Here is a 22,341-nt window from a genome sequence, read left to right as displayed (position 1 = left end):
CCAGACGAGGGCCCCGACCCCTAGAATGGTCCGGTGATCGTGAACCTTGACTGGCAGCTGGGCCTCGCCCTGGTGCTGCTGGTGACAGTGGCCGTGCTCAGCTCACTTCGCGGCGGCTACAAGCAGGAAGGCGATGTGGTGGTGGCGGCCTCCCGTGCCGCACTGCAACTGGCGGCCGTCTCGGTCGTGATCGTCTTCTGCCTCCAACACCTGTGGGCTGCGAGCCTCTTCTGCCTGCTGATGTTCGCCGTCGCCGTGCGCACCACCGTCAAGCGGACCGCCGCCGGCAATGCCTGGCCGTGGACGGCACTGGCGATGCTCTGCGGCGTCGTGCCGGTACTGGCAATCATCTTCGGCACCGGTACCTCGCCCTTCAGTGGTGCGGCGCTGGTGCCGATCGCGGGCATCGTGATTGGGAACATGATGACCGCCCACACGCTCTTCGGCCGGCGCCAGTTCGCCTGTCTGCGGGAGAACTTCCCCGGCTATGAGGCGGCACTGTCCATCGGCCTGCAGCGGCCCGAGGCCATCAAACTGGTCACCGAGAGCACCGCCCGCGAGGCTCTGGTGCCCAACCTCGACACGACGCGCACCGTGGGACTGGTGACCCTGCCCGGCGCCTTCGTCGGCGTGCTGCTCGGCGGTGGCTCCGCCCTCCAGGCCGGGGCCGCGCAGGTACTCGTGCTGGTGGGGATCATGGCCGGTCAGAGCGTCACCGTCGTGATGGCCAATGAGCTGATGCAGCGGGGCCTCCTGCTGCCCGCAGACCTGCGGGAGCGCCTTCACGTGTGAGTCAGTTTCCGGTGTGGGGCAGACCGCTGGGGCGTCGGCCCTCTGTGGAGGCCTTGGAGTTCTTGGAGTTCTTGCCGACCGTGACGTTCGTGCTCTCGGCCTGTCCGGTGGGCTTGCCGTCGCTGAGGCAGCTGACCGTCACCGTGTACCTGCCAGCCGGAAGGTTCTTGCCGACACTGGCCTCCTGACGGGCTCGCCCTGCCACGAACGCGTCCTCCTGGCGGGACACCTCGCGGCCCGTACGGTCCTCCACCTGGTAGCGCACCTGGTCCAGCCCGGCGGTGTCCTTGCAGGCCGACGTGCTGACCCGCAGGCTCCCGGTGAAGGTCTCGACATTCTCGACGGCCACGGCGCTGGCCCGGTACCATCCGGCGGAGGCCCCTCGGACCACGCCGCGCGCGCCCTGGACCATGCCGACGATGACACAGACGAGCAGCACGATGACCAGCGTCGGATCCACCGGCTTCTTCTTGGCTTCGGCCATCCTCACCCCCCGTGCGCAGCCTGCACGGGCCTCCCGTGCAGGCTCCACGCTAGTGCGAACCACACCGGTGCAACACGCGGCGGGTCAAGTGGTGGTCGAGCCTCAGATGCCCCGGCCGATGCCGCGGGGCAGGCGGTCCTTGCTCCACCCCAGCAGGTGCTCGGCCTGGTCGAACGCGAAACGGTCCGTCATGCCACCCACATAGGTGACGGCTCCACGGATGACGTCGTCCCAGCGATAGTCCTGAGGCATCAGCTCCGGACGCTTCACATAGGCTTCGACCAAACCGTGCAGCACCTCGACGACGGCGTGCGACTGGGCCACCGAGTCCGGTCGGGTGTAGATCCGCTCGTAGTTGAAGCGCCGCAGACTGGCCAGGGCGCGGGCGGTCTCCGGGTCCATCCCGACGCTTCCCGTGGCATTCGTGGTGCGAACCACAGCCCGGATGAAGGTACCCAACTGCGCCCGACGGCCGATTCCCGCGATGGCGGCGACGTCCTTCGGCAAGTCCTCCAGCGCGACGATGCCGGCGTGGATCGCGTCCTCCAGGTCGTGCGCGCAGTAGGCGATTCGGTCGCTCCAGCTGACGATCTCCCCCTCGATGGTTGCCGGTGCGGGGCGGCTCCACGAGTGATTGCGGATCCCGTCGAGGGTCTGGGAGCAGAGGTTCAGGCCGGTCAGGACGACGTCGGCTCCCCACGGGCCATGGTCATAGCCCTCGGGGATGAAGGCGTCGAAGGCATCCTCGGAGGCATGTCCGCCCGGCCCGTGGCCGCAGTCGTGTCCCAGTGCGATCGCGTCGGCCAATGACACATTGGCCCCCAAGCCGCGAGCGATGGAGGTGGCCACCTGGGCCACCTCGATGGCGTGGGTGAGACGAGTGCGCTGGTGGTCGGTCGGGTAGACGACCACTTGGGTCTTGCCGGCCAGCCGTCGGAAGGCCGGGGAGTGGACGATCCGGTCGCGGTCGCGCTCGAAGCAGGTGCGTTCCGAGTCTGGTTCCTCGGTGATGACTCGGTCCCCCGCCCCCCTGGCGAGGGTCGCGCCCGGCCGCAGCAGCATGGCCTCACGTTCCTCCCGGGACTCCCGGCCCAGCACGGGACCAGTCCCCATCCGGGCATGGGAGTCCGTATGGGCCTGGATGAAGTCATCGCCCTCGTGCCCGTGCATGGTGGTGGCCCAGGCCTTGGCCCGGGGCATCACCTCGACAGGCTCGGTGACCGTGGAGGCCTGCTCAGCGGCCCTGGTGGGATCGTCGGTGCACATGCGTCTGTCAGCCTCCCGAACCTGCGGCGTCGTCCTCGTCGAGTTCGAGGTCCAGGCCGTTCGTGTCGTCGTACCAGCCGTAGGGCAGGATCACCTTGGCCCGCGGGGTCCCCTGCCGGCCACGGGGCTTGCCCAGCTCCATCTCCGGGAAGGGCGCCTCGTGGTCCAGCTGGGCGAGCAGGGCATCGAAGGTCTCGAAGTCACTGATCATCGCCAGCTGGTGCCGCAGGTCACCACCCACCGGGAAGCCCTTGAAGTACCAGGCCATGTGCTTGCGCAGATCGGTCAGGCCGTACTTCTCGCCCATGATCTCAGCCAGGAGTTCACCGTGGCGGCGCACCATGGCCGCCACCTCACCCAGCGTCGGCTTGTGCTGGGTCTCGCGGCCCGCGAAGGCGTCGGCAAGGTCGCGGAAGAGCCACGGCCGGCCCAGGCAGCCGCGGCCCACCTCGACGCCGGCGGCACCGGTCTGGGCCATCATCCGCATCGCGTCACTGGCCTCCCAGATGTCGCCATTGCCCAGTACCGGGATGTCGACGTGCTCCACCAGGCGGGCGATCGCGTCCCAGTCGGCCTGTCCGGAGTAGGCCCCACCCACGGTGCGGGCATGCAGGCAGATGGCGGCGACGCCCTCCTGCTGGGCGATGCGTCCCGCGTCGAGGTAGTACAGGTGGTCGTCGTCGATGCCCTTGCGGGTCTTCATCGTCACCGGGACGCCGTAGCTGTCGGCCGCCTTGACCACGGCCCGCAGGATGGCGCGGAAGCGGTCCTGCTTCCACGGAAGTGCTCCGCCGCCACCCTTACGGGTCACCTTCGGCACCGGGCAGCCGAAGTTCAGGTCCACGTGGTTCACGCCGTACTGGTCACACAGGACGTGGGTGGCGCGGGCCACCATCTCCGGATCAACACCATAGGTCTGGACGCTGCGCACCACCTCATTGGGCGCAAAGCCGAGCATCTTCTGGGTCTTGCGGTCCTGGATGACGATGCCGCGGCTGGTGAGCATCTCGCACACGTACAGACCTGCGCCCTGTTCGGCGCACAACTGCCGGAAGGCGCGGTTGGTGATGCCGGCCATCGGAGCCAGGACCACGGGCGTGTCGACGACGACGGCATCGGTCCTGCTGGGTGCCGACAGGCGAAGGGGCGGATAGACGCTCACGGGCTCGCTTTCAAGAAATGGGCTGTGTCCACCAGGGTGATGGCCGGACCAACTGTAGTTGCGAGCCCTGACATAACCGCATCACGCTACGCGCGGCCTCAGCTGGACAGCAGACGGATGGCTCAGGGTCCACAGGCTGATCCAGCACGGCCGGCCCTCGCCCAGCGTCGAATCATGAGAGCTTGCAAGACCCCCATGGTCGGATGCACTGGGATCGTACTGCTGGCCTTGTGGTCCGTCGTGCATAACCTTGTGCCCAACCCGCTGGCCACGGTTCCGGGACGTTCCCTTGCGCAGATCCATCAAGAGGTGGCCGCCGCGGGCGAATCATTGGAGGTCGCGGTGGTCTTGGGCATCTCCGGGCAGGGAATCGCACTCGCGAGGGCCGCCCTGAGGGCGTGTTGGCGACGGCACCGTCGAGACCCTTGAGCCGATGCAATCTCCTTCCTGCTGCTGGGCGTCCTGGCCGCGCCCGCCCACTGGCTCGCCTCGGTCGGCCCGGGAATGGCGCTCGCCGACACCTACCTGACCACCGGTGCAGCCCACTCCCCTTGGGGTCTGCCCCTCTACGCCGCCAGCGGGCTGTGCCTGCTGGGATTGCCCGCACTACTGCTCCGACCCCCTCCATGCTGCTCTGACCCCCGTGCACGGGGGTCGAAGGGACAGCTCGGGGGTCGAAGTGGCTGGAACGGGTGAGCGCCGACGCCACCGCATGACCGCCTGAGGCGGAATCTGCCGATGCCTTGCCGGACGTGGCAGGCTCGAAGTGGATAGTCTCGATGTGGGAACTCTTCACGGCTTCCCCATCGCCCACCCCCTAGGAATGACTTCGCATGAAGATCGGCATCATCGGAACCGGAAACATCGGCGCCAGCCTCGTGCGCAAGCTCAGCGCCGCGGGTCACCGCGTCACAGTCGCCAACTCGCGCGGTCCTGAGACCATCGAGGCGGAGCTGCTCACCAGCGGGGCAGTTGCCGGCACGGCAGAGGAGGCAGCGAAGGATGTGGACGTGCTCGTGCTCTCGGTGCCGCTGAGCGCCATCCCGAAGCTGGCGCCGCTGGTTGCCTCCTTGCCGGAGCGAACGACCGTCGTCGACACCTCCAACTTCTACCCGCAACGCGATGGTGAGGGCTTTGTGCCAGCCGACACCGTCGAGAGCGTGTGGGTGGGCGAACAGCTGGGACGCCCCGTGGTCAAGGCGTGGAACTGCATCGGCTCCGCCTCCTTGGCCAGCAACGGACGCCCCAGTGGCGACCCCGAACGCCTCGCACTTCCCGTGGCCGCAGACCGCGAAGAGGACAAGAAGGTCGCGATGGAGCTCGTGGAGGCCACCGGCTTCACGGCGCATGACGCCGGCACCCTGGCCGAGTCGTGGCGTCAGCAGCCCGGCACCCCTTGCTACGGCACGGACTTGTCCATCGGCGCCCTCCCGGCAGCCCTGGAGCGCGCCGACCGTGAGAACGCCCCCATCCGACGCGATCTCGTGGTCCAGGTCTTCCCCACCGGTTGGTCCGCGCGTTCGGCCGCGACCAGCACGACGCCGGTGGGCACGCTCCGAAAGGCCTTCCGCAGGAGCTGTGGGGTGGGATCGGAGTGCATGGTGACCTTCCGGCTATGATGTGGAGACCTTCTCCGCATCAACGATACGGAGAGTGTCTCCATATTTCAACCGGGAGGGCCTCTTGAACGCCGACGCCACCACGCGCGCCCCACGACGCGATGTGCAACGCAACCGAGCAAAGATCATCGATGCCGCCCGTGCCGCCTTCGCCCAGAATGGACTCGAGGCCCCGCTCGACGCCATCGCCAAGGCCGCCGGCGTCGGCGCTGGAACCTTGTACCGCCACTTCCCCACCCGCGAGGACCTCGTCGCCGCCGTCCTCGAGGAACACCGCCCCGACCTGGCCCGCGAGGCCCAACGAATCACCCACCAGGACCATGATCCGCAGCGCGCCCTGGACGAATGGTTGGATGCCATCGCCGGATGGATGCGTGCCTATGAAGGGCTCCCAGCTCCACTGCGCGCGGCACTCGACGCCACCGGCACCCCGCTCGGAACCACCTGCGAACGGGTGATCGAGACGACGTCGAGCTTCCTGGCGCCCGTCCAGGAGGCCGGACAGGCACGGAGCGAGATCACGGGCCGTGACCTCTTCCTGTCCGTCCTGGCAACCACCTGGGCCACTGCGGCACAGCCCTCGAATCCCGAACCCCGACTCGGCCGCATGCTGCGTCATGGATGGCTGACCACCGAGCCCCATCTGTAGGAATCCCATCTGCAGGAATCCCATCTGCAGGAATCCCATCTGCAGGAATCCCATCTGCAGGAATCCCATCTGTAGGAATCCCATCTGCAGGAATCCCATTTGTAGGAATCCCACCAAGGAGACCCTCGGGACTCTGCGCAAATCGTTGCCGCATTGTGGTGGCCCACAGGACTAGCGTCGCCATGAACGGCAATCCCACGACAAAGGACGACTGCGCGCATGAGCATCCCGACCCAGGCCACCAGCATCCACCGCCTCGCCATCATCAACCGCGGCGAGGCCGCGATGCGCCTGATCCACGCGGTGCGGGAGCTCAACGCGGAGCACCCCGAGCGGCCGGCCATCGAGGTCATTGCCCTGCACACCACCGGCGAGGCCCATGCCATGTTCGTCCGGGAGGCGGACATCGCCCACGACCTCGGACCGGCTGGCACCCGCCCCTACATCGACATGGCCAGGCTTGAGCAGGCCCTGGTCCAGACCCGCGCCGACGCCGCATGGGTCGGCTGGGGCTTCGTCGCCGAGGATCCCGCCTTCGCGGACCTTTGCACCAAGCTCGGCATCACCTTCGTCGGGCCGAGCGCCGAGGCCATGCGCCAGCTGGGCGACAAGATTGGCTCGAAGCTGATCGCCGAGGAGGTAGGAGTCCCCGTCGCGCCGTGGAGCCAGGGCGCCGTCGACACCCTCGATGATGCGCTCTCGGTGGCCAACCGGATCGGCTACCCCCTGATGCTGAAGGCCACCGCCGGCGGTGGCGGCCGTGGCATCCAGAAGGTGACCTGCGACGCAGACCTCACCGATGTCTTCGACCGCACCCGCGGCGAGGCCGAACGCGCCTTCGGTTCCGGCACCGTCTTCCTGGAGAGCCTGGTCACCGGCGCCCGGCACATCGAGGTGCAGGTGATCAGCGACGGCCAGAACGCCTGGGCCCTTGGTGTGCGTGACTGCACCGTGCAGCGCCGCAACCAGAAGGTCATCGAGGAGTCCGCGTCTCCCCTGCTCAGCCCGGAGAAGGCCGCCGAGGTCAAGGCCAGCGCCGAACGACTCGCGGTCCGCGTCGGCTACCGGGGCGCCTGCACCGTCGAATTCCTCTACCAACCCACCGACGAGTTGTTCGCCTTCCTCGAGGTGAACACCCGGCTGCAGGTGGAGCACCCGATCACCGAGGTGACCACCCGTACCGACCTGGTCAAGCTGCAGCTGCGCGTGGCCATCGGCGGCACCCTCACCGGTGACAAGCCCGCCGAGATCGGCCATGCCATCGAGGCCAGGCTCAATGCCGAGGACCCCGACCGTGACTTCGCCCCAGCACCGGGCCTGATCCAGCACCTGGTCCTGCCCCAGGGGCCGGGCATCCGCGTCGACACCGGAGTCGAGGCCGGAGACACCATCCCCGCCGACTTCGACTCCATGATCGCCAAGATCATCGCCTACGGCTCAACCCGCACCGAAGCCCTCGGCCGCCTGCGCCGCGCCATGGCCGACACCCAGGTGGTCATCGACGGCGGCACGACGAACAAGTCCTTCATCCTGGAACTGCTCGACCAGCCCGCCGTGGTCGACGGCACGGGCCCCGACGGTTGGGCCGACACCGGCTGGATCGACCGCACCCGTGCAGCCGGTGGCCTGCAGCGCAGCACCCACTCGGGCGCCGCCCTGGTGGTTGCCGGCATCGAGGCCTACCTCGCCGCCGAGAACGTCGAGCGTGCCCGATTCCTCGACACCGCGCGCCGCGGCCGCCCGCTGGCCAACCACGAGCTCGGGCGCCCGGCGGAACTGAAGCTGCGCGGCACCACCCATCACGTGCAGGTCTTGCGGATGGGCCCGCACGAGTTCGAGGTCCGGCTGGGCAGCAGCGGTGATGCCCCCACAGTCGTGGCCGAGTTCACCCGGCAGGACGAGTTCACGGCCCGCCTCGTGATCGGCGAGCGGGTCCACCGGGTCCTGCTCGGCGCCCCCGGCCCGGTGCAGACCCTCGAGGTCGATGGCCAGACCCATCGCGTCAGCCGCGACGAGGGCGGCGTGCTGCGCAGTCAGGCCCCCGCCCTGGTCGTCGCCACCCCCGTCCAGGAGGGCGCCGTGGTCAACGCCGGTGACCGCGTCCTGGTGCTGGAGTCCATGAAGATGGAGACCATCATCACCGCCCCCTTCGCGGCCCGCGTCAAGGAGATCGCCGTGCGCGCCGGCACCCAGGTGGAGACCGGCGCTCCTCTGGCCCGTCTGGAACCGCTGGCCGAACCCAGCGACGAGACGCCCCAGGACACGGGCGTCGCACTGGACCTGCCCGCCGATGCCGCGGCGATCAACTGCCCCGACACCGCCCGGACCGCCCTGCGTCAGGTGGTGCTCGGCTTCGACACCGACCCGGACGACCCGGCAGTGCCACTGACCCGATACCTGGATCTGCGCACCGCCGACGAGCAGACCGTCGCCGCAGAGGCCCGTCTACTGGCTGTCTTCGCCGACGTCGTCGAGCTGCACCGCAACCAGCCGGACCGCACCCACGCCGATGACGCTCCGGGGCGTACCGCCGACCGGGTGCACACCACCCGGGAGTTCTTCCAGCGCTACCTGCACAGCCTCGACGTGGAACGCGAGCAGTTGCCCGAGGAGTTCGCCGACCGCCTCACTGCCGTGATGGCCCACTACGGCGTCGCCGGCCTGGACCACACGGAAGACCTCGAGGAGGCTGTCTTCCGGCTCTTCCTGCTCCAGCAGCGCTGGACACCGGCTCTCCAGGTGGTCACCGGGATCCTCCAGCAGTGGGCGGCCATGGACCGTCCCCGAGAGGCCGGAGCCGAGACCCGCGCCATCCTGGACCGTCTGGTCATTGCCACCCAGCGTCGTTTCCCGCGGATCGGAGACCTGGCCAGGAGCATCCGCTTCGCCTGGTTCGACAAGCCGGCCCTGGATGCGCAGCAGGCCACAGCCCTGGCCCAGGTGCCCGAGCTGCTCGGCCACCTGCACGCCCTGCCCGAAGGCCCGACCCGTCAGGCCGTGGCGGAGGAACTCGTCTCCGCCCCGGACCGCCTGGTCGGCTTCCTGGGCGTCGACCCCACCCGCCGCGCCACGGCCGAGGAGCCACTGCTCGGCATCCTCACCCAGCGCCACTACCGCGGGCACGACCTCACGAACCTGACCGAGAGCACCGTCGAGGGCCACGGCGTGGTCACCGCCGACTACGTGATCGACGAGCAGCCCACGCGACTGGTCTCGGTGATCGCTGCCCTGGAGGAATTCCGTCCGGGGTCCTCGCTGGAGTCCGTGATCGCGTCGCTGGTCACGGAGCGCTCGGACGGCCAGGACGCCGTTCTCGATCTGTACCTGACGGCAGAGGAAGCCACGACGGGTGACGCACTCGCCGCCGAACTCATCGCACGAGCCGACCAGATGGCCTTCGTCACCGGCCTGCGTCGCCTGGTGGTCAGTGTCCTGCCCCTGCACGAGGGAAGCGTCGAGTACCTGACATTGCGCCCCGGCTCCGCGGGCCTCACGGAGGAGCGCATCCAGCGCGGTCACCACCCGATGGTCGGCCGCCAGCTCAACCTGTGGCGACTGGCGAACTTCGACCTGGAACGCCTCGAGGCCCCGGGCAGCACCGTGCTGCTGAAGGCCACAGCCACCACCAATGCCGACGACGTGAGGCTGGTCGCCCTCGCCCAGGTCAGGCGCCTGTCCATCCTGCGCGACGAGGACGGCAAGGTCACGGGCATGCCGCACCTGGAGCGGGCCCTGATCAATGCCACCGACGCCATCCGTCGCGCCCGCGCCGGTGCCCGCAAGGGCGAGCTGGACCACAACCACGTCTGGATCCACATCTGGGGCGAGCACGACGTCGACCTGCGCAACCTTCGTCAGCTGGAGCGCACCCTGGCACCGCTCACAGCCGACGCCGGCATCACCGAGGTCAGGATCCAGGCCACGGTGACCCGCACTCCCGGAACCCCGCCGGTCCCGACGGTGGTGCGTTTCAGCCTGCAGCCGGGTTTCGGCGTCCGCTTCCAGATCCAGGACCCGGCCACCGACCCGCTGGCCCCGGTCAGCGCCTACGACGAGAAGGTGCTGCGCGCCCGTCGCCGCGGCCTGGTCTATCCCTACGAGCTCTTCGGCCTGGTGTCGAGTTCACGCGGCACGGCCGTCGAGCTGGACCTCGACGAGTCCGGCGCCCTGGTGCCGGTCAATCGCGAGCACGGCCTCAACACGGCCGGCATCATCGTCGCCGACGTCTCCACCCCCACGCCCATCCACCCCGAGGGCGTGCGCCGGATCGTGCTCTTCGGAGACCCACTGAAGTCGCTGGGCTCCATCGGCGGCGCGGAGGCGGACCGGATCGTCGCCGCCATCGACCTGGCCGAACGCGAGCAGCTGCCCGTCGACTGGTTCACCCTGTCCTCCGGGGCGCGGATCTCGATGGAGTCCGGCACGGAGAACATGGACGCCGTGGCCCACGCCCTGCGCCGGATCGTGAACTTCACCCAGGACGGCGGCGAGATCAATGTGATCGTCGCGGGCATCAATGTCGGTGCCCAGCCCTATTGGAATGCCGAGGCCACCATGCTGATGCACACCAAGGGCATCCTGGTGATGACCCCGGACAGCGCGATGGTGCTCACCGGCAAGCAGTCGCTGGACTTCTCCGGTGGTGTCTCCGCCGAGGACAACCACGGCATCGGCGGCTACGACCGGATCATGGGCCCCAATGGCCAGGCCCAGTACTGGGCCAGCGACCTGGCCGGCGCCCAGCAGGTCCTGATGCGTCACTACGAGCACAGCTACGTCGCGCCCGGCGAGTCACGCCCTCGGGAGATCCCCACCCAGGACGAGGACGGCCGCGACGTCGGCACCACCCCGCACTCCTGTGAGGGAAGCGACTTCGCCACCGTGGCGGAGATCTTCAGCACGGACAAGAACCCGGAACGCAAGAAGCCCTTCGACATCCGCACCGTGATGCGGGCCGTCGCGGACGCCGACCATGAGCCGCTGGAACGGTGGGCGACGATGGCCAATGCAGACACCTCCGTGGTCTTCGACACCACCATCGGTGGCCTGCCGAGCACCCTGATCGGCATCGAGTCCAAGCCCACGCCCCGGGCCGGCTACCTCCCGGCCGACGGCCCGGACTCCTTCACCGGTGGCACCCTGTTCCCCCGCTCCTCCAAGAAGACCGCCCGCGCCATCAATGCGGCCTCCGGCAACCGCCCCGTGGTGGTGCTGGCCAACCTGTCCGGCTTCGACGGCTCCCCGGAGTCCATGCGCAACCTGCAGTTGGAGTACGGCGCCGAGATCGGCCGGGCGATGGTCAACTTCGAAGGCCCGATCGTCTTCATCGTGATCAGCCGTTACCACGGCGGCGCCTTCGTGGTCTTCTCCAAGGCGCTGAACGACGACATGACGGTCCTGGCGCTGGAGGGCTCCTACGCCTCGGTGATCGGCGGGGCCCCCGCGGCCGCCGTCGTCTTCGCCCGTGACGTGTCCCGACGCGTCGAGGCGGATGCTCGTCTGGTGGAGCTCAAGCAGCGCATCGCGCAGGCCGACGAGGCCGGCAAGGTGCCGCTGCAGGCGGAGCTCGCGGAACTGCGGGAAGAGGTGCGCGCCGAGATGATCTCCACCGTCGCCGGGGAGTTCGACGCCGTGCACAATGTGCACCGCGCGGTGGAGGTGGGATCCATCGACGAGGTGGTCAGCGTGTCGACGCTTCGCCCCCGGATCATCGAGATCCTGCGCAGCAAGCTCAGGTGAGGTGGGCGCGGATCGCCATCGCGGCCGATCCGCGCGCCCACTCGTCGAAGCCCAGCGCCTCGATGCGCAGCGCGTCGGCGGGCAGGTCCGCATAGCGGGCCAGCCCGTCGCGCAGCGCCTCCTCGTGTCCGAGGAGCAGCGCCGCGCCCTCGCCGGAGACCAGGACCCGCTCCGGGGCGCTGACCAGGCATGCCTGTCCCACCATCTGGCCGATGGCCTGGGCGACGTCGTCGAGGATGGCATCACGGCCCTCGTCCCCCGCCTCGGACAGGCGGGCCTCGACGTGGCTGGTCTCCACCACCTCGTGCACGCGCCGTCCGTCTGCCAGGGTCAGGGCGCCGATCATGCCGGCCCTCCCCTCGTGGCCGCGGACCAATTCGTCGCCGCAGACCAGGCCCAGCCCGACACCCGCGCCGATCGTCAGCACGGCGAAGTCCCGGCTGCCACGCCCAAAGCCGAACCAGTGCTCGGCCAGGGTGAAGGCGTTCACGTCGTTCTCCACGACACACGGCAGCCCACACGCTTGTGCGACCATCCCCTGCAGGGCGACCGAGGGCCACCCCATGAACCAGACACCCTGCACCTCGCCGGCCTCTGTGACGCTGGCACCGAGGCTGACCCCGATCCCGGCGGGATCCGTCGTCGTCAGGCGCCGCAGCTCGGTGGCAAGTTCCCGGACCGCCACCTCGGGCGAGGAGTAGTCACCCGTCGCCGTCCGACGCTCGAGGACGCGTCCCTTGAGGTCCGTGAGCACCAGGTGAAGCTCTCCCGGGATGAACTTGGCCCCCACGAAGTGGGCCCGCTCCGCTGCCACGTCCAGCGGCAGCGCGGGACGGCCCGTGGTGGTCGGGGCCACCGGATCCCCCTGCTTGAGCAGGCCGCTGGCCAGCAGCGGCTTGGTCAGCCGGGTAAGGCTGGGCGCAGACAGCCCGAGCATCCCGCACAGGTCGGCCCGCGAGACCGGGCCCTGGCGGAGCACCGCCAGGGCCACGCGCCGCGAGGTCGGGTCGAGGCCGTCGAGATCGTTCACGGACGCAGACTACTTGGCGGTGATCTCGAACAGTGTGTTCAACTGCTCATTGAGCTTGGTCAGGTCACCCGCGGAGTGTGATCCGATGAACTGCGCGTCGAACTCGGGCTCCATCAGGGCGGTGACATCGGCGGCATTCTGGATCACCACCTGCTGCTGTGTGGTGCCCTTCTCGACGTGTTCGGTGAAGGCGCTCACGTCCAGACCGGCCTTCTTGCGGGTCTCCAGGGAGATCTCGGTCCCCTTCTTGCGGGCCGGGAAGACCACGCCGGAAGCGCCGATGATGTTCTGGCACTCGTCGCTGGCCATGTAGGCCACCCACTTGGCCGAACCCTCCCGGTTGTCCGTGAAGCGCGTCACCGAGTCGGCCAGACCATTGAAGGGGCTGGCCCGGTGGCCGCTGGGTCCGATGGGAGTGGGGGCGACGTGCAGGTCGATCCCCTTCATCCCCTGGAAGCTGGAGATCATCCAGGAGCCGTTCATGGCCAGCGCTGCCTTGCCGGCCGCGAACTGGGCGTAGGAGCCGGTGTCCTTGCCGAAGGTCTCGTACTTGGGCATGAAGCCCTTGTCCGCCAGGCCGTAGTACCAGGCCACGGTCTTCTGGAAGGTGGGGTCATCCATCCGGAACTTCGTGCCCCACGGGTTCTTGTCCGTGGGAGCCCAACCGTGCGAGGCGGCATAGGCGCCCCACTGGGTCTGCCCGAAGTTGCCGCCACCGGCACCGTCGCTGGCCAGTCCGTAGACCTTGACCTTGTCCTTGTCGAAGCCGGGCTCGTCACCCCGCTTGCCGTTCACGTCGACGGTGAGGTGGGCGATGGCCTTCTCGAAGGTCCCCCCGTCGTCGGGATTCCAGGTGAGCTTGCCCAGCTGCTCGGTGGTGAGGCCGGCGGCATCGGTGACCAACTTGTCGTAGAAGTAGCCGATGGTGTCCCAGTCCTTCGGGGCGCCGTATCGCTTGCCGTCCTGACCCTTCCACAGGTCTCCGAGCCCCTCCTGGAAGTCGTCGGAGTTGATGTCCTTGGTGGCCTCGAGGTCATCCAGCGGCAGCAGCACACCGAGGTCCACGAACTGGGCGTACTTGCCCAGGTGGTTGGTGAACACGTCGGGGGCCTGGTCGGCCACGAAGCCGGCGGTCAGCTTGCTCCAGTAGTCGTCCCAGCCCATCTGGGTGATCTTGACGCTCAGCCCCGGATTGGCCTTGGCGAAGCCGTCGGCACACTTCTGGTAGCCGGGCTGCTGGGCGGAGTCCCACAGCCAGTAGTCGATGACATTGGCCGACGAGGACATCGTCGTGTCGTCGTCGCTGGAGCTGCTGCTGCAGCCGGACAGCGTCAACCCAAAGGCGGTGACCGCGGCCAGGGCGCTGGCCAGCAGCTTCTTGCCGTACTTGTTGGGGTTCATCGTGGGCACCTCACTTGATTCCGCTGAAGCCGATGGAGTTGACGATGCGCTTGGCGAAGGCCGCGAAGAGCAGCAGCATCGGCAGCGCGGCCACCAGGGTGGCAGCCATCAGACCGGCCCAGTCGGGGCCCGTCTGCGGCGTCTGGGACCGGAAGATCCCCAGACCGACGGTCAGCACCCGGGACTTGTCGGTGTAGCTGACCATCAGGGGCCAGAAGTAGTCATTCCATGCGGCGATGTAGGTCAGGATCGACAGCGTCGCGAGGGGTGCGGCGCTCATCGGCAGGATCAGGGTGAAGAAGTTTCGGATCTTGCTGGAGCCGTCCAAACAGCGCCGCCTCCTCCAGTTCCGTGGGGATGTTCGCGAAGAACTGGCGCAGGAAGAAGACCGCGAAGGGCGTCATGAGCATGCTCGGCAAGGCGATGCCGAAGACGCTGTCCAACAGTCCCAGCTGCTTGATCAGCACGAAGTTGGGCAGGAAGGTGAAGATGGTCGGGACCATCAGGCCCGCCAGGAAGAGGCCGTAGAAGAAGGAGCGGCCCTTCCACTGCAGCCGGCTGAAGGCGTAGGCGGCCATCGCGGAGAAGAGCACCTGGCCGACGGTGACCAGGGTGGCGACCACCACGGAGTTGCGCAGGTAGGCCCAGAAGTTGATCTCTTGGCCCGATCCTCCGGCGGCGATCGCGGCGTCGCCGCTCTGGGTGCCGAAGACGCGCCGGAAGCCGTCGAGGCTCATCTCCGGGGGCAGCAGTTTGGTGGGCTGCTGGACCAGCGACGGGTTGGTGCTCAGGGCCGTGCGCAGGATCCAGTAGAAGGGGAAGAGCGAGGCAATGATGATCAGCGCCATCGCCGTCCAGGCGAGGACCTTGCCGAAGGAGAACTTGGACATGTTCTGACTCCTCTCAGTTCAGGTCGGTCTGGCCGGCGCGGGTGAGCCGGTACTGGATGATGGTGATGACCAGCAGGATCACCAGGAGGGCGACCGAGAGGGCCGAGGCATAGCCGAACTGGAAGCGTCCGAAGGCCATGTCGTAGATGTAGAGCTGCAGCACCCGCGAGGAGTTCACGGGCCCGCCACCGGTGGTGACGGCGACGGAGTCGAAGACCTGGAAGGAGCCGATCACCGTCATGATCAGCACCAGCGCAAGGATGGGGCGCAGCAGCGGCATGGTGATCTTCCAGAACATCTTCCATTCGCTGGCGCCGTCCACCTTGGCGGCCTCGTAGGCGCTCGGGGGGATCGTCTGCAGACCGGCGAAGATCAGCAGTGCGGTGTAGCCCATGTGACGCCACACATTGATCAGGGCGATGGTGGGGATCACCCACCTCTCGTCGGTGAGGAAGGGGATCCGGTCCGCCCCGACCCAGGTCAGGAATTCGTTGAAGATGCCCAGCTGGGAGTCGAGGATCCACAGGAAGACCATGGCGGCCACCACATTGGAGACAAGGTAGGGCGTCAGCACCACACCGCGCACGAAGGTGGACTTGGTGAGCCGGTCCATCAGGACGGCGATCAGCAGCGCGAGCACCGTCTGGATGCCGATGTTGATCGCGACGTACTCGACGGTGACCATGGCGGCATTCCAGAAGATCGGGTCGTGGAACATCCGCGCATAGTTGTCGAGGCCGACGAACTCCGGCGGGGTGAGCAGGTTGAACGTGGTGAAGCTGAGGTAGATGCCACGAAGCGTGGGCCACAGCAGGAAGACCAGGAAACCGACCAGGGCTGGCGCGATGAATGCCAGCGCCAGGCCGGTGTCATCCTTGCGGCGCGAGTGGCGCAGTTCGGAGGGTGGGGCGGGATGGGGCGAAGCCATCGTCGACTCCTTCGTCAACAGGGATCGTCAGCTCTGACGATGGCTTCATTTCATCATGGAACTAACCCTCCGTCAATCACTCCACCCGCGTCACAGTGAGGATCCTGGTCCGCTCGGGAAGCACCACGGGAGCCCGCAGCCCGACGGTGGCCAGCATCCGCCCTGTCATCTCCACCGGCTCCGCGTGCATGCCGGGCCCCTGCGTCACCGTCAGACCGAGGTGCTCGACCCGGTAGGTGGCCTCGGGATCCAGCCCAGGCAGCCGAATGGCACCCAGGCTCCAGGTGGCGGTGGTGACCAACGAGGTCCACGCGAAGATGGCAGCATCCTCCCCCACGACGCCATGCAGGAAGACGTCACCCCCGCTGGCCTGGGGAACATCCACACGCACCAGCCGTCCGGCATTGAGCAGTCCGCGGTGCTGCTTGTACCAGGCGATCCACTCCCCCAGCTGGCGCAGTTCCTCGTCGGTGGCCTTCGCGAGGTCCCACTCGACGCCCAGGTGCCCGAAGACCGCCGTCGCCGCACGGTAGTTGATGTCGTGGTGGCGGCCGGTGGTGTGCGAGGCCCCCGAGGCGATGTGCGAACCGAGCATCTCGGGTGGGAGCAGCTGGGTGGTCCAGCGCATCATCTGCTGCCGGTCCGTGGGGTCGATGTTGTCGCTGACCCAGACGCGGTCACAGTGCTGCATCACCTCGAGATCGATCCGGGCTCCACCCGAGCTGCAGGACTCGATCTCCAGGCCGGGGTGGGCGGCCTTGAGCTCGTCCACCAGCCGGTAGAAGGACAGCGTCTGCTCGTGCACACCGGGGCGCCCGTCGGGCGATGTGCCGGCATCCAACAGGTCACGGTTGTGGTCCCACTTGATGTAGGAGATGTCGTACTCGTCCAGCAGCGCCATCATCTGGTCCCGGACGTGGGCATAGGCACCTGGGATCCCCAGGTTCAACACCCACTGGTGGCGGGCCTCCAAGGGGGTGCGGCCGGGCACCTGCATCACCCATTCGGGATGGGCGCGGGCCAGGTCCGAGTCCGGGTTGACCATCTCGGGCTCGAACCACAGGCCGAACTGCATGCCCAGACCCGTCACCTCGTCCACCAGGGGATGCAGGCCCTGCGGCCAGACCTCGGTGCTGACCACCCAGTCACCCAGGCCGGAGAAGTCGTCGCGACGAGAGCCGAACCAGCCGTCGTCCAGCACATAGCGCTCGATGCCGAGCTTCGCGGCACGGTGCGCCAGGTCCTTGAGCCGGTCCGCGTCGTGGTCGAAGTAGACGGCCTCCCAGACGTTCAGGGTGACGGGACGCTGGGGATCGACGGGGTGCGTGGCGCGCAGGTAGTCGTGGTGGAGGTGGGCGACGGCGTCGAGTCCGGTGCCGTGGCTGAAGTGGATCCACGGACTGGTGTAGCTCTCCCCCGTTGCCAGCACGACCTCGCCGGGCAGCAGCAGCTCGCCGCCACCGATCACCTGGTCGCCGATCAGGCTCTTCTCCGCATAGTGGACGTGGTTGCCGCTCCAGCCGGTGTGGACCGCCCAGACATCCCCGGAGGAGAAGCCGAAGCCTGGCTCTCCGAGGTGCAGCACGAAGGCCGAATCAGCACCGGTGCGGCCGTGACGTCCCTCGCGCCAGTGGCTTCCGACATGCAGCGGGGTACGTTGCGGCACCCGCTCCTTGCCCCAGCGGCCGGCGAAGTCGAGGATCTCGGTGGCGCGGGCGGGAACCGGCATGGCGATCAGCAGCTCGTCGAGCTGGTAGCCACCCTCACCGGTATTGGTCACCTCGGCGCGGGCGCGCACCAGTCCCGAGGGGGTCAGTTCCAGGGTCAGGGCGAGCGCCAGGCCGCAGTCCACGTCGACGGCATGCCAGACGACGGTTCCCTCGGCCGCCGCGACGAAACCGCTGACCGGCTTGCCGTCCAGTTCGATCCGCTGGACGACGAAGCGGGGTGCCCATGCCGTGCCGTCGCGGGACCCGCTGATGCCGGGATGCCCGTACCAGCCACGCCACTGCTCGGGGAGCAGGGCCAGGGCGAATCCCTCGTCGGGCTGGCCGTTGTGCATGTGGACGGGCGCCTGGGCGGCCACCAGTTCCCGGACGAGCTTCTCGTCGAGGGGGCCCAGGCCGGCACCCCAGTGGATGATGCGGGGCAGCGCACCGTCGGGACTGTCGACCACCACACAGGTCGTGGGGTTCTCGAGAACGAGTTGGGCCTGTGCTGTCACGGCATCCTCCATTGGACGTATTCCTGTCGGCGCAAAACTAACTGTGGTGAGTCTAGGCCTCCGCAGACGTCAAAGGCCAGAGTGCATGTGAGCCAGCGTGGACGAGGATTCATGCGGATGGCCCACTGGGGCCAATTCCCGTCCCCATTCCCTTCACCTCTCGGCCATAGCTTCATGGAACCCCACACGAAGAATGGAGTACCCCCATGAAGCGCTCCCAGCGTCTTGGTCTTGCCCTCGCCACCGTCGTCGCGACGGCCACCACATTGACGGCGGCCCCGATGGCCACCGCCGGCCAGGACCGCCTCGACCCCGAGGCCATCGCCGTCGGGCAGCTCACCCGCGGCAATGCGTGGACCCAGACCGCCAGCCTCAAGCTGGACTTCGACACCTTCCACATGCAGGGCATGAGCGTGGTCGGCGACCACATCTGGATCTCCAGCGTCGAGATCCTCGAACCCACCGTGAAGCACCCGGCACCGGTCGATGGCATGGACCGCACTGCGGGCAAGGGACGTGGACACGTCTTCGTCGTCACCCGCGACGGCAAGCTGGTCAAGGACATCGTGCTGGGCGAGGGCGACATCTACCACCCCGGTGGCATCGACTTCGACGGCCGCAAGGTGTGGGTCCCGGTGGCCGAGTACCGCCCGCACAGCAAGTCGATCGTCTACACCATCGACCCGGACACCTACCGGGTGCGCGAGGAGTTCCGTGCCGACGACCACGTGGGTGGCGTGGTGAACGACCGCAAACATCGCAAGATTGCCGCCGTCACCTGGGGCAGCCGCGAATTCCTGACCTTCAAGAAGGGGCGGCTCGTGGACGAGATGAGCAACCCGTCGGCGATGGTGGACTACCAGGACTGCGAGTACTCCGGTGCCGGCACCATGATCTGCACCGGCATCACCGGCCTGAAGGACGCCGACGGCAAGCCCTTCGAGCTCGGCGGCATCGCCCTGCTGGACATCCGCAGCGGAAGCCTCATCAACGAGGTCCCCGTCCAGGTCTTCAGCAACAACAAGCACGTGGTCACCCGCAACCCCGTGGCATTCGAGGCCAACGGTGACAGCCTGACGATGTTCGCTGCGCCCGACGACGGTGAAGAGGGCTCGGAGCTGCTCGTCTACTCCACCCAGATCTGAGCCACCGCAAGGAACTCAGCTCGGCCTGGGTGGGTCGACAGGCCCCATGCCGTGACGCTTCTGCCACTGCGCCTCGCGGCGCTCCATCAGGCCTTGGCTCACCCGGGCGGGCAGGGCACCCAGCACGGCCAGCCGGACGATGGCCGGGTTGACACCGTCGCGCAGCACGGGGCGAAGCGCTGCCCGTGAGGCGCCGGGATGACCCTTGACGAGCTCTACCCGGGCCAGGGTCATCGCGGTCTGCTGCAGCGCAGCGTGCAGTGCTGGGCGGTCGAAGGCCGCGGCGTCCGGGAGTGCATCCTCCAGCGCCACCAGGCGGCCGCGCAGCTGGCGGGCGTAGTTGGTGGCCGAGTCCGTGGTGGGGTGCACGCGGTAGCGCACCAGACGTTCGGCGACGTGCCACGCCCCCGCCCCACCGCGGGCTGCCTCCAGCAGGATGTGCAGGTCGAAGGCCGTTTCGGTGTCCTCCCGTAGCGCTGCCCAGTCCACCGCCGAGGTGCGCAGGACCGTGGCGTTGAGGGCCACCACTCCGTGCACAAGCAAGGTGTTCAGTGGCCGGTAGATGCCTTCGTGCAGCTGGGCGAAACCATGGGACTCGTCCTGCTGCTGCTGCACCGCGTCCAGGGGTTCACCCTTGGGGCCGATCCACCGCATGTCGGTGAAGGCGAAGCTTGCCTCCGGGTGGGCCCGCAGCGCCTCCACGCAACGCTTCAGGTAGGTGGGTTCGAATTCATCGTCGTCGTCCAGCTTGGTCACGAACTCCGTCTGGGCCGCCTCGAATCCATTCAGCGAATTACGCACCAGGCCGAGATTTTTTTCGCGCGGAATATAGACCAACCGGTCATCATGCAGGCTTTCCACATAGCGGCGTGTGGTTTCGGAATTCGCGTTGTCACAGATCAAAGCTGTGAAGTCCTTGAACTCTTGGGCCAGCAGTGACTCGATGGCCCGCGGCAGGTACTCCTGCCTCAGATAGGTCGGCATGACAACCGTGACTGCGGCCATGAATCCCCCTGTTTTCCCTAGTCAAACACGTTCTTGTGTGCTTCCGATGTCCGGCATGGGCCGGACCTCCGTGTACACGGAACAGTCCATCACATGCCCGGACCAGTGTGGGAAATCCGACTCCTTCCTTGCATATGGTGGCTCTGTGACGTCACCGCGGTATCGGTGACAGGCCGCGAGGATCGGGGGATCTGACCATGAAGGCAGTCTTGTTGGCGGGGGGTTTGGGGACCCGTCTCAGTGAAGAAACGGGCACCAAGCCAAAACCCATGGTGGAAATTGGCGGGCGTCCGGTGCTCTTCCACATCATGCAGGAGTACGCCGCACACGGCATCGAGGAATTCATCGTGTGCGCCGGCTACAAGGGAACCGTCATCAAGGACTGGTTCGCCAACTTCGCCGTCCGATATGCCGATGTCACCTTCGACCTGGCAACCGGCGAGCGCACGGTCCACAAGCGTGCGGAGCTGCCGTGGAAGGTGACCGTGGTGCACACCGGCGGCAAGTCCATGACCGGCGGCCGCCTGCTGCGGGTGCGTGACTACATCGGAGACGAGAGCTTCTGCTTCACCTACGGCGACGGTGTCAGCGACGTGGACATCACCGCCTCCATCGACTTCCACCGCAAGCAGGGCAAGTTGGCCACCATGACCGTCGTGCAGCCACCGGGCCGCTTCGGCGCCATCACCCTGGGCAAGTGCGAGACGACCATCACCAGCTTCCAGGAGAAGCCCGATGGTGACGGCGCCTGGATCAACGGCGGCTACTTCGTGCTGGAGCCCGGTGCCATTGACTACATCACCGATGACTCCACGGTCTGGGAGCAGGAACCGCTGCGCAAGCTGGCCCTCGACGGCCAGCTGAATGCCTACAAGCACGAAGGATTCTGGCAACCGATGGACACGCTGCAGGACCGCAACAAACTCGAGAAGCTCTGGGCCGACGGCGTCGCGCCCTGGAAGGTGTGGTGAAGGACATGAAGATCCTGGTGACGGGAACCGACGGCTACCTGGGCTGCCTGCTGGCACCCACCCTGGCAGCAGAGGGGCACGAGGTGGTGGGGCTGGACACCGGCTTCTACAACTTCGGATGGCTCTACAACGGCGTGTCCATGACGCCCCGGACCATCAAGAAGGACATGCGTGAGCTCACCGTCGAGGACTGCGAGGGCTTCGACGCCGTCGTCGCGATGGCCGAGCTGAGCAATGACCCGACGGGCGACCTCGTCGGGCCCATCACCTACGACATCAACCACAAGGGCTCGGTGCACGTCGCGCAGATGGCCAAGCAGGCCGGTGTGGAGCGCTTCGTCTACATGTCCTCCTGCTCCGCCTATGGCGTGGCCGAGGGCGTCGCCGACGAGACCAGCGAGGTCAACCCCCAGACGGCCTATGCCAAGTGCAAGGTGCTCACCGAGATGGACCTGTGGACGATGGCCGACGACGGCTTCCACCCCACGGCACTGCGCAACTCGACGGCCTACGGCGCCTCCCCGCGCCAGCGCTTCGACATCGTGCTGAACAACCTGTCCGGTTTGGCCTGGACCACCGGCAAGATCGCGATGACCTCCGACGGCACGCCCTGGCGTCCCATGGTGCACGGCCTGGACATCGCCAAGGCCATCCGTGCGGTGCTGGATGCGCCGGTGGAGAAGGTGCACTCCGAGGTCTTCAATGTGGGCTCCAATGACCAGAACTACACCGTCCGCCAGATCGCCGAGACCGTCGCGCAGGAGTTCACCGGCTGCGAGCTGACCTTCGGGGAGCCGAGCGCGGACAACCGCTCCTACCGGGTGAACTTCGACAAGATCACCGACACCCTGGGCTACTCCACGGACTGGGACCTGGCCGCCGGGGCCAAGCAGCTGCACGAGGTCTTCGGGGTCATCCAGCTGACTCCCGAGATCTTCACCGGCCGCGGACACACCCGCCTCAAGCAGATCGAGTACCTGCTCCAGACCAAGCAGGTCACCCCCGAGCTGTTCTGGACCAAGAAGGAGTTCTGACC

Annotated in this window: 17 protein-coding genes; 7 read left to right on the top strand and 10 right to left on the bottom strand. The window is 67.5% G+C overall.

Annotated elements, in window-relative coordinates; genetic code table 11:
- The first annotated feature begins 33 nt into the window (after positions 1–33).
- Positions 34–792 (top strand): ABC transporter permease, encoded by a 759-nt coding sequence (locus EDD41_RS01615; RefSeq protein WP_123574741.1) that lies wholly within the window; start codon positions 34–36, stop codon positions 790–792.
- A gap of 1 nt (position 793) precedes the next feature.
- On the opposite strand, the gene EDD41_RS01610 is transcribed toward EDD41_RS01615, so the two are convergent.
- The 3 genes from EDD41_RS01610 to dusB form a co-directional block, all read right to left on the bottom strand.
- Entirely contained in the window at positions 794–1,276 is a 483-nt protein-coding gene (locus EDD41_RS01610; RefSeq protein WP_094765355.1) for a hypothetical protein, read from the bottom strand.
- A gap of 102 nt (positions 1,277–1,378) precedes the next feature.
- Positions 1,379–2,446 carry an HD domain-containing protein gene (locus tag EDD41_RS01605; protein WP_123576787.1) on the bottom strand — a complete coding sequence of 356 codons (1,068 nt, stop codon included), beginning with the start codon at positions 2,444–2,446 and terminating at the stop codon, positions 1,379–1,381.
- A gap of 103 nt (positions 2,447–2,549) precedes the next feature.
- Complete coding sequence (dusB, locus tag EDD41_RS01600; protein ID WP_123574740.1) at positions 2,550–3,704, bottom strand: tRNA dihydrouridine synthase DusB; 1,155 nt, start codon at positions 3,702–3,704, stop codon at positions 2,550–2,552.
- Positions 3,705–4,537: 833 nt separating this feature from the next.
- Here dusB and EDD41_RS01595 point away from each other — a divergent pair.
- The 3 genes from EDD41_RS01595 to EDD41_RS01580 all read left to right on the top strand — a co-directional run bounded on the left by EDD41_RS01595 (position 4,538) and on the right by EDD41_RS01580 (position 11,711).
- Positions 4,538–5,323, top strand: a complete 786-nt coding sequence (locus EDD41_RS01595) for an NADPH-dependent F420 reductase (protein ID WP_123574739.1) — start codon at positions 4,538–4,540, stop codon at positions 5,321–5,323.
- Positions 5,324–5,357: 34 nt separating this feature from the next.
- The gene (locus EDD41_RS01590; protein ID WP_245995496.1) at positions 5,358–5,972 is read left to right on the top strand and encodes a TetR/AcrR family transcriptional regulator; all 615 of its coding nucleotides are present in this window, start codon (positions 5,358–5,360) and stop codon (positions 5,970–5,972) included.
- A gap of 219 nt (positions 5,973–6,191) precedes the next feature.
- The gene (locus EDD41_RS01580; protein ID WP_123574737.1) at positions 6,192–11,711 is read left to right on the top strand and encodes an ATP-binding protein; all 5,520 of its coding nucleotides are present in this window, start codon (positions 6,192–6,194) and stop codon (positions 11,709–11,711) included.
- Here EDD41_RS01580 and EDD41_RS01575 read toward each other — a convergent pair.
- The 6 genes from EDD41_RS01575 to EDD41_RS01555 all read right to left on the bottom strand — a co-directional run bounded on the left by EDD41_RS01575 (position 11,704) and on the right by EDD41_RS01555 (position 18,184).
- Positions 11,704–12,741, bottom strand: a complete 1,038-nt coding sequence (locus EDD41_RS01575; RefSeq protein ID WP_123574736.1) for an ROK family transcriptional regulator — start codon at positions 12,739–12,741, stop codon at positions 11,704–11,706. The two genes, EDD41_RS01580 and EDD41_RS01575, sit on opposite strands and share 8 nt — an antisense overlap.
- 9 nt (positions 12,742–12,750) lie before the next feature.
- Positions 12,751–14,142 (bottom strand): ABC transporter substrate-binding protein, encoded by a 1,392-nt coding sequence (locus EDD41_RS01570; RefSeq protein WP_123574735.1) that lies wholly within the window; start codon positions 14,140–14,142, stop codon positions 12,751–12,753.
- A gap of 10 nt (positions 14,143–14,152) precedes the next feature.
- Positions 14,153–14,422, bottom strand: a complete 270-nt coding sequence (locus tag EDD41_RS17300) for an ABC transporter permease family protein (RefSeq protein ID WP_245995495.1) — start codon at positions 14,420–14,422, stop codon at positions 14,153–14,155.
- On the bottom strand, positions 14,364–15,032 hold the full coding sequence (locus EDD41_RS01565) for a carbohydrate ABC transporter permease (RefSeq protein ID WP_245995494.1): 669 nt from the start codon (positions 15,030–15,032) through the stop codon (positions 14,364–14,366). The genes EDD41_RS17300 and EDD41_RS01565 overlap by 59 nt, the downstream gene beginning before the upstream one ends.
- Positions 15,033–15,045: 13 nt before the next feature.
- The gene (locus EDD41_RS01560; RefSeq protein ID WP_123574734.1) at positions 15,046–15,960 is read right to left on the bottom strand and encodes a carbohydrate ABC transporter permease; all 915 of its coding nucleotides are present in this window, start codon (positions 15,958–15,960) and stop codon (positions 15,046–15,048) included.
- 76 nt (positions 15,961–16,036) lie between these two features.
- Positions 16,037–18,184 (bottom strand): alpha-galactosidase, encoded by a 2,148-nt coding sequence (locus EDD41_RS01555; RefSeq protein WP_245995493.1) that lies wholly within the window; start codon positions 18,182–18,184, stop codon positions 16,037–16,039.
- A gap of 206 nt (positions 18,185–18,390) precedes the next feature.
- Between EDD41_RS01555 and EDD41_RS01550 the strand changes: the two genes are divergently transcribed.
- Positions 18,391–19,329 (top strand): DUF6454 family protein, encoded by a 939-nt coding sequence (locus EDD41_RS01550; RefSeq protein ID WP_123574732.1) that lies wholly within the window; start codon positions 18,391–18,393, stop codon positions 19,327–19,329.
- A gap of 15 nt (positions 19,330–19,344) precedes the next feature.
- On the opposite strand, the gene EDD41_RS01545 is transcribed toward EDD41_RS01550, so the two are convergent.
- On the bottom strand, positions 19,345–20,334 hold the full coding sequence (locus tag EDD41_RS01545) for a glycosyltransferase family 2 protein (RefSeq protein WP_123574731.1): 990 nt from the start codon (positions 20,332–20,334) through the stop codon (positions 19,345–19,347).
- Positions 20,335–20,531: 197 nt separating this feature from the next.
- Between EDD41_RS01545 and rfbF the strand changes: the two genes are divergently transcribed.
- The gene (gene rfbF, locus EDD41_RS01540) at positions 20,532–21,305 is read left to right on the top strand and encodes a glucose-1-phosphate cytidylyltransferase (RefSeq protein WP_123574730.1); all 774 of its coding nucleotides are present in this window, start codon (positions 20,532–20,534) and stop codon (positions 21,303–21,305) included.
- A gap of 5 nt (positions 21,306–21,310) precedes the next feature.
- Positions 21,311–22,339, top strand: a complete 1,029-nt coding sequence (locus EDD41_RS01535; protein WP_123576782.1) for an NAD-dependent epimerase/dehydratase family protein — start codon at positions 21,311–21,313, stop codon at positions 22,337–22,339.
- Positions 22,340–22,341: the final 2 nt, after the last annotated feature.

Origin of the sequence: Luteococcus japonicus, from assembly GCF_003752415.1 — a bacterium.
GTDB lineage: Bacteria > Actinomycetota > Actinomycetes > Propionibacteriales > Propionibacteriaceae > Luteococcus > Luteococcus japonicus.
This window is presented reverse-complemented; position numbering and strand designations above follow the sequence as displayed.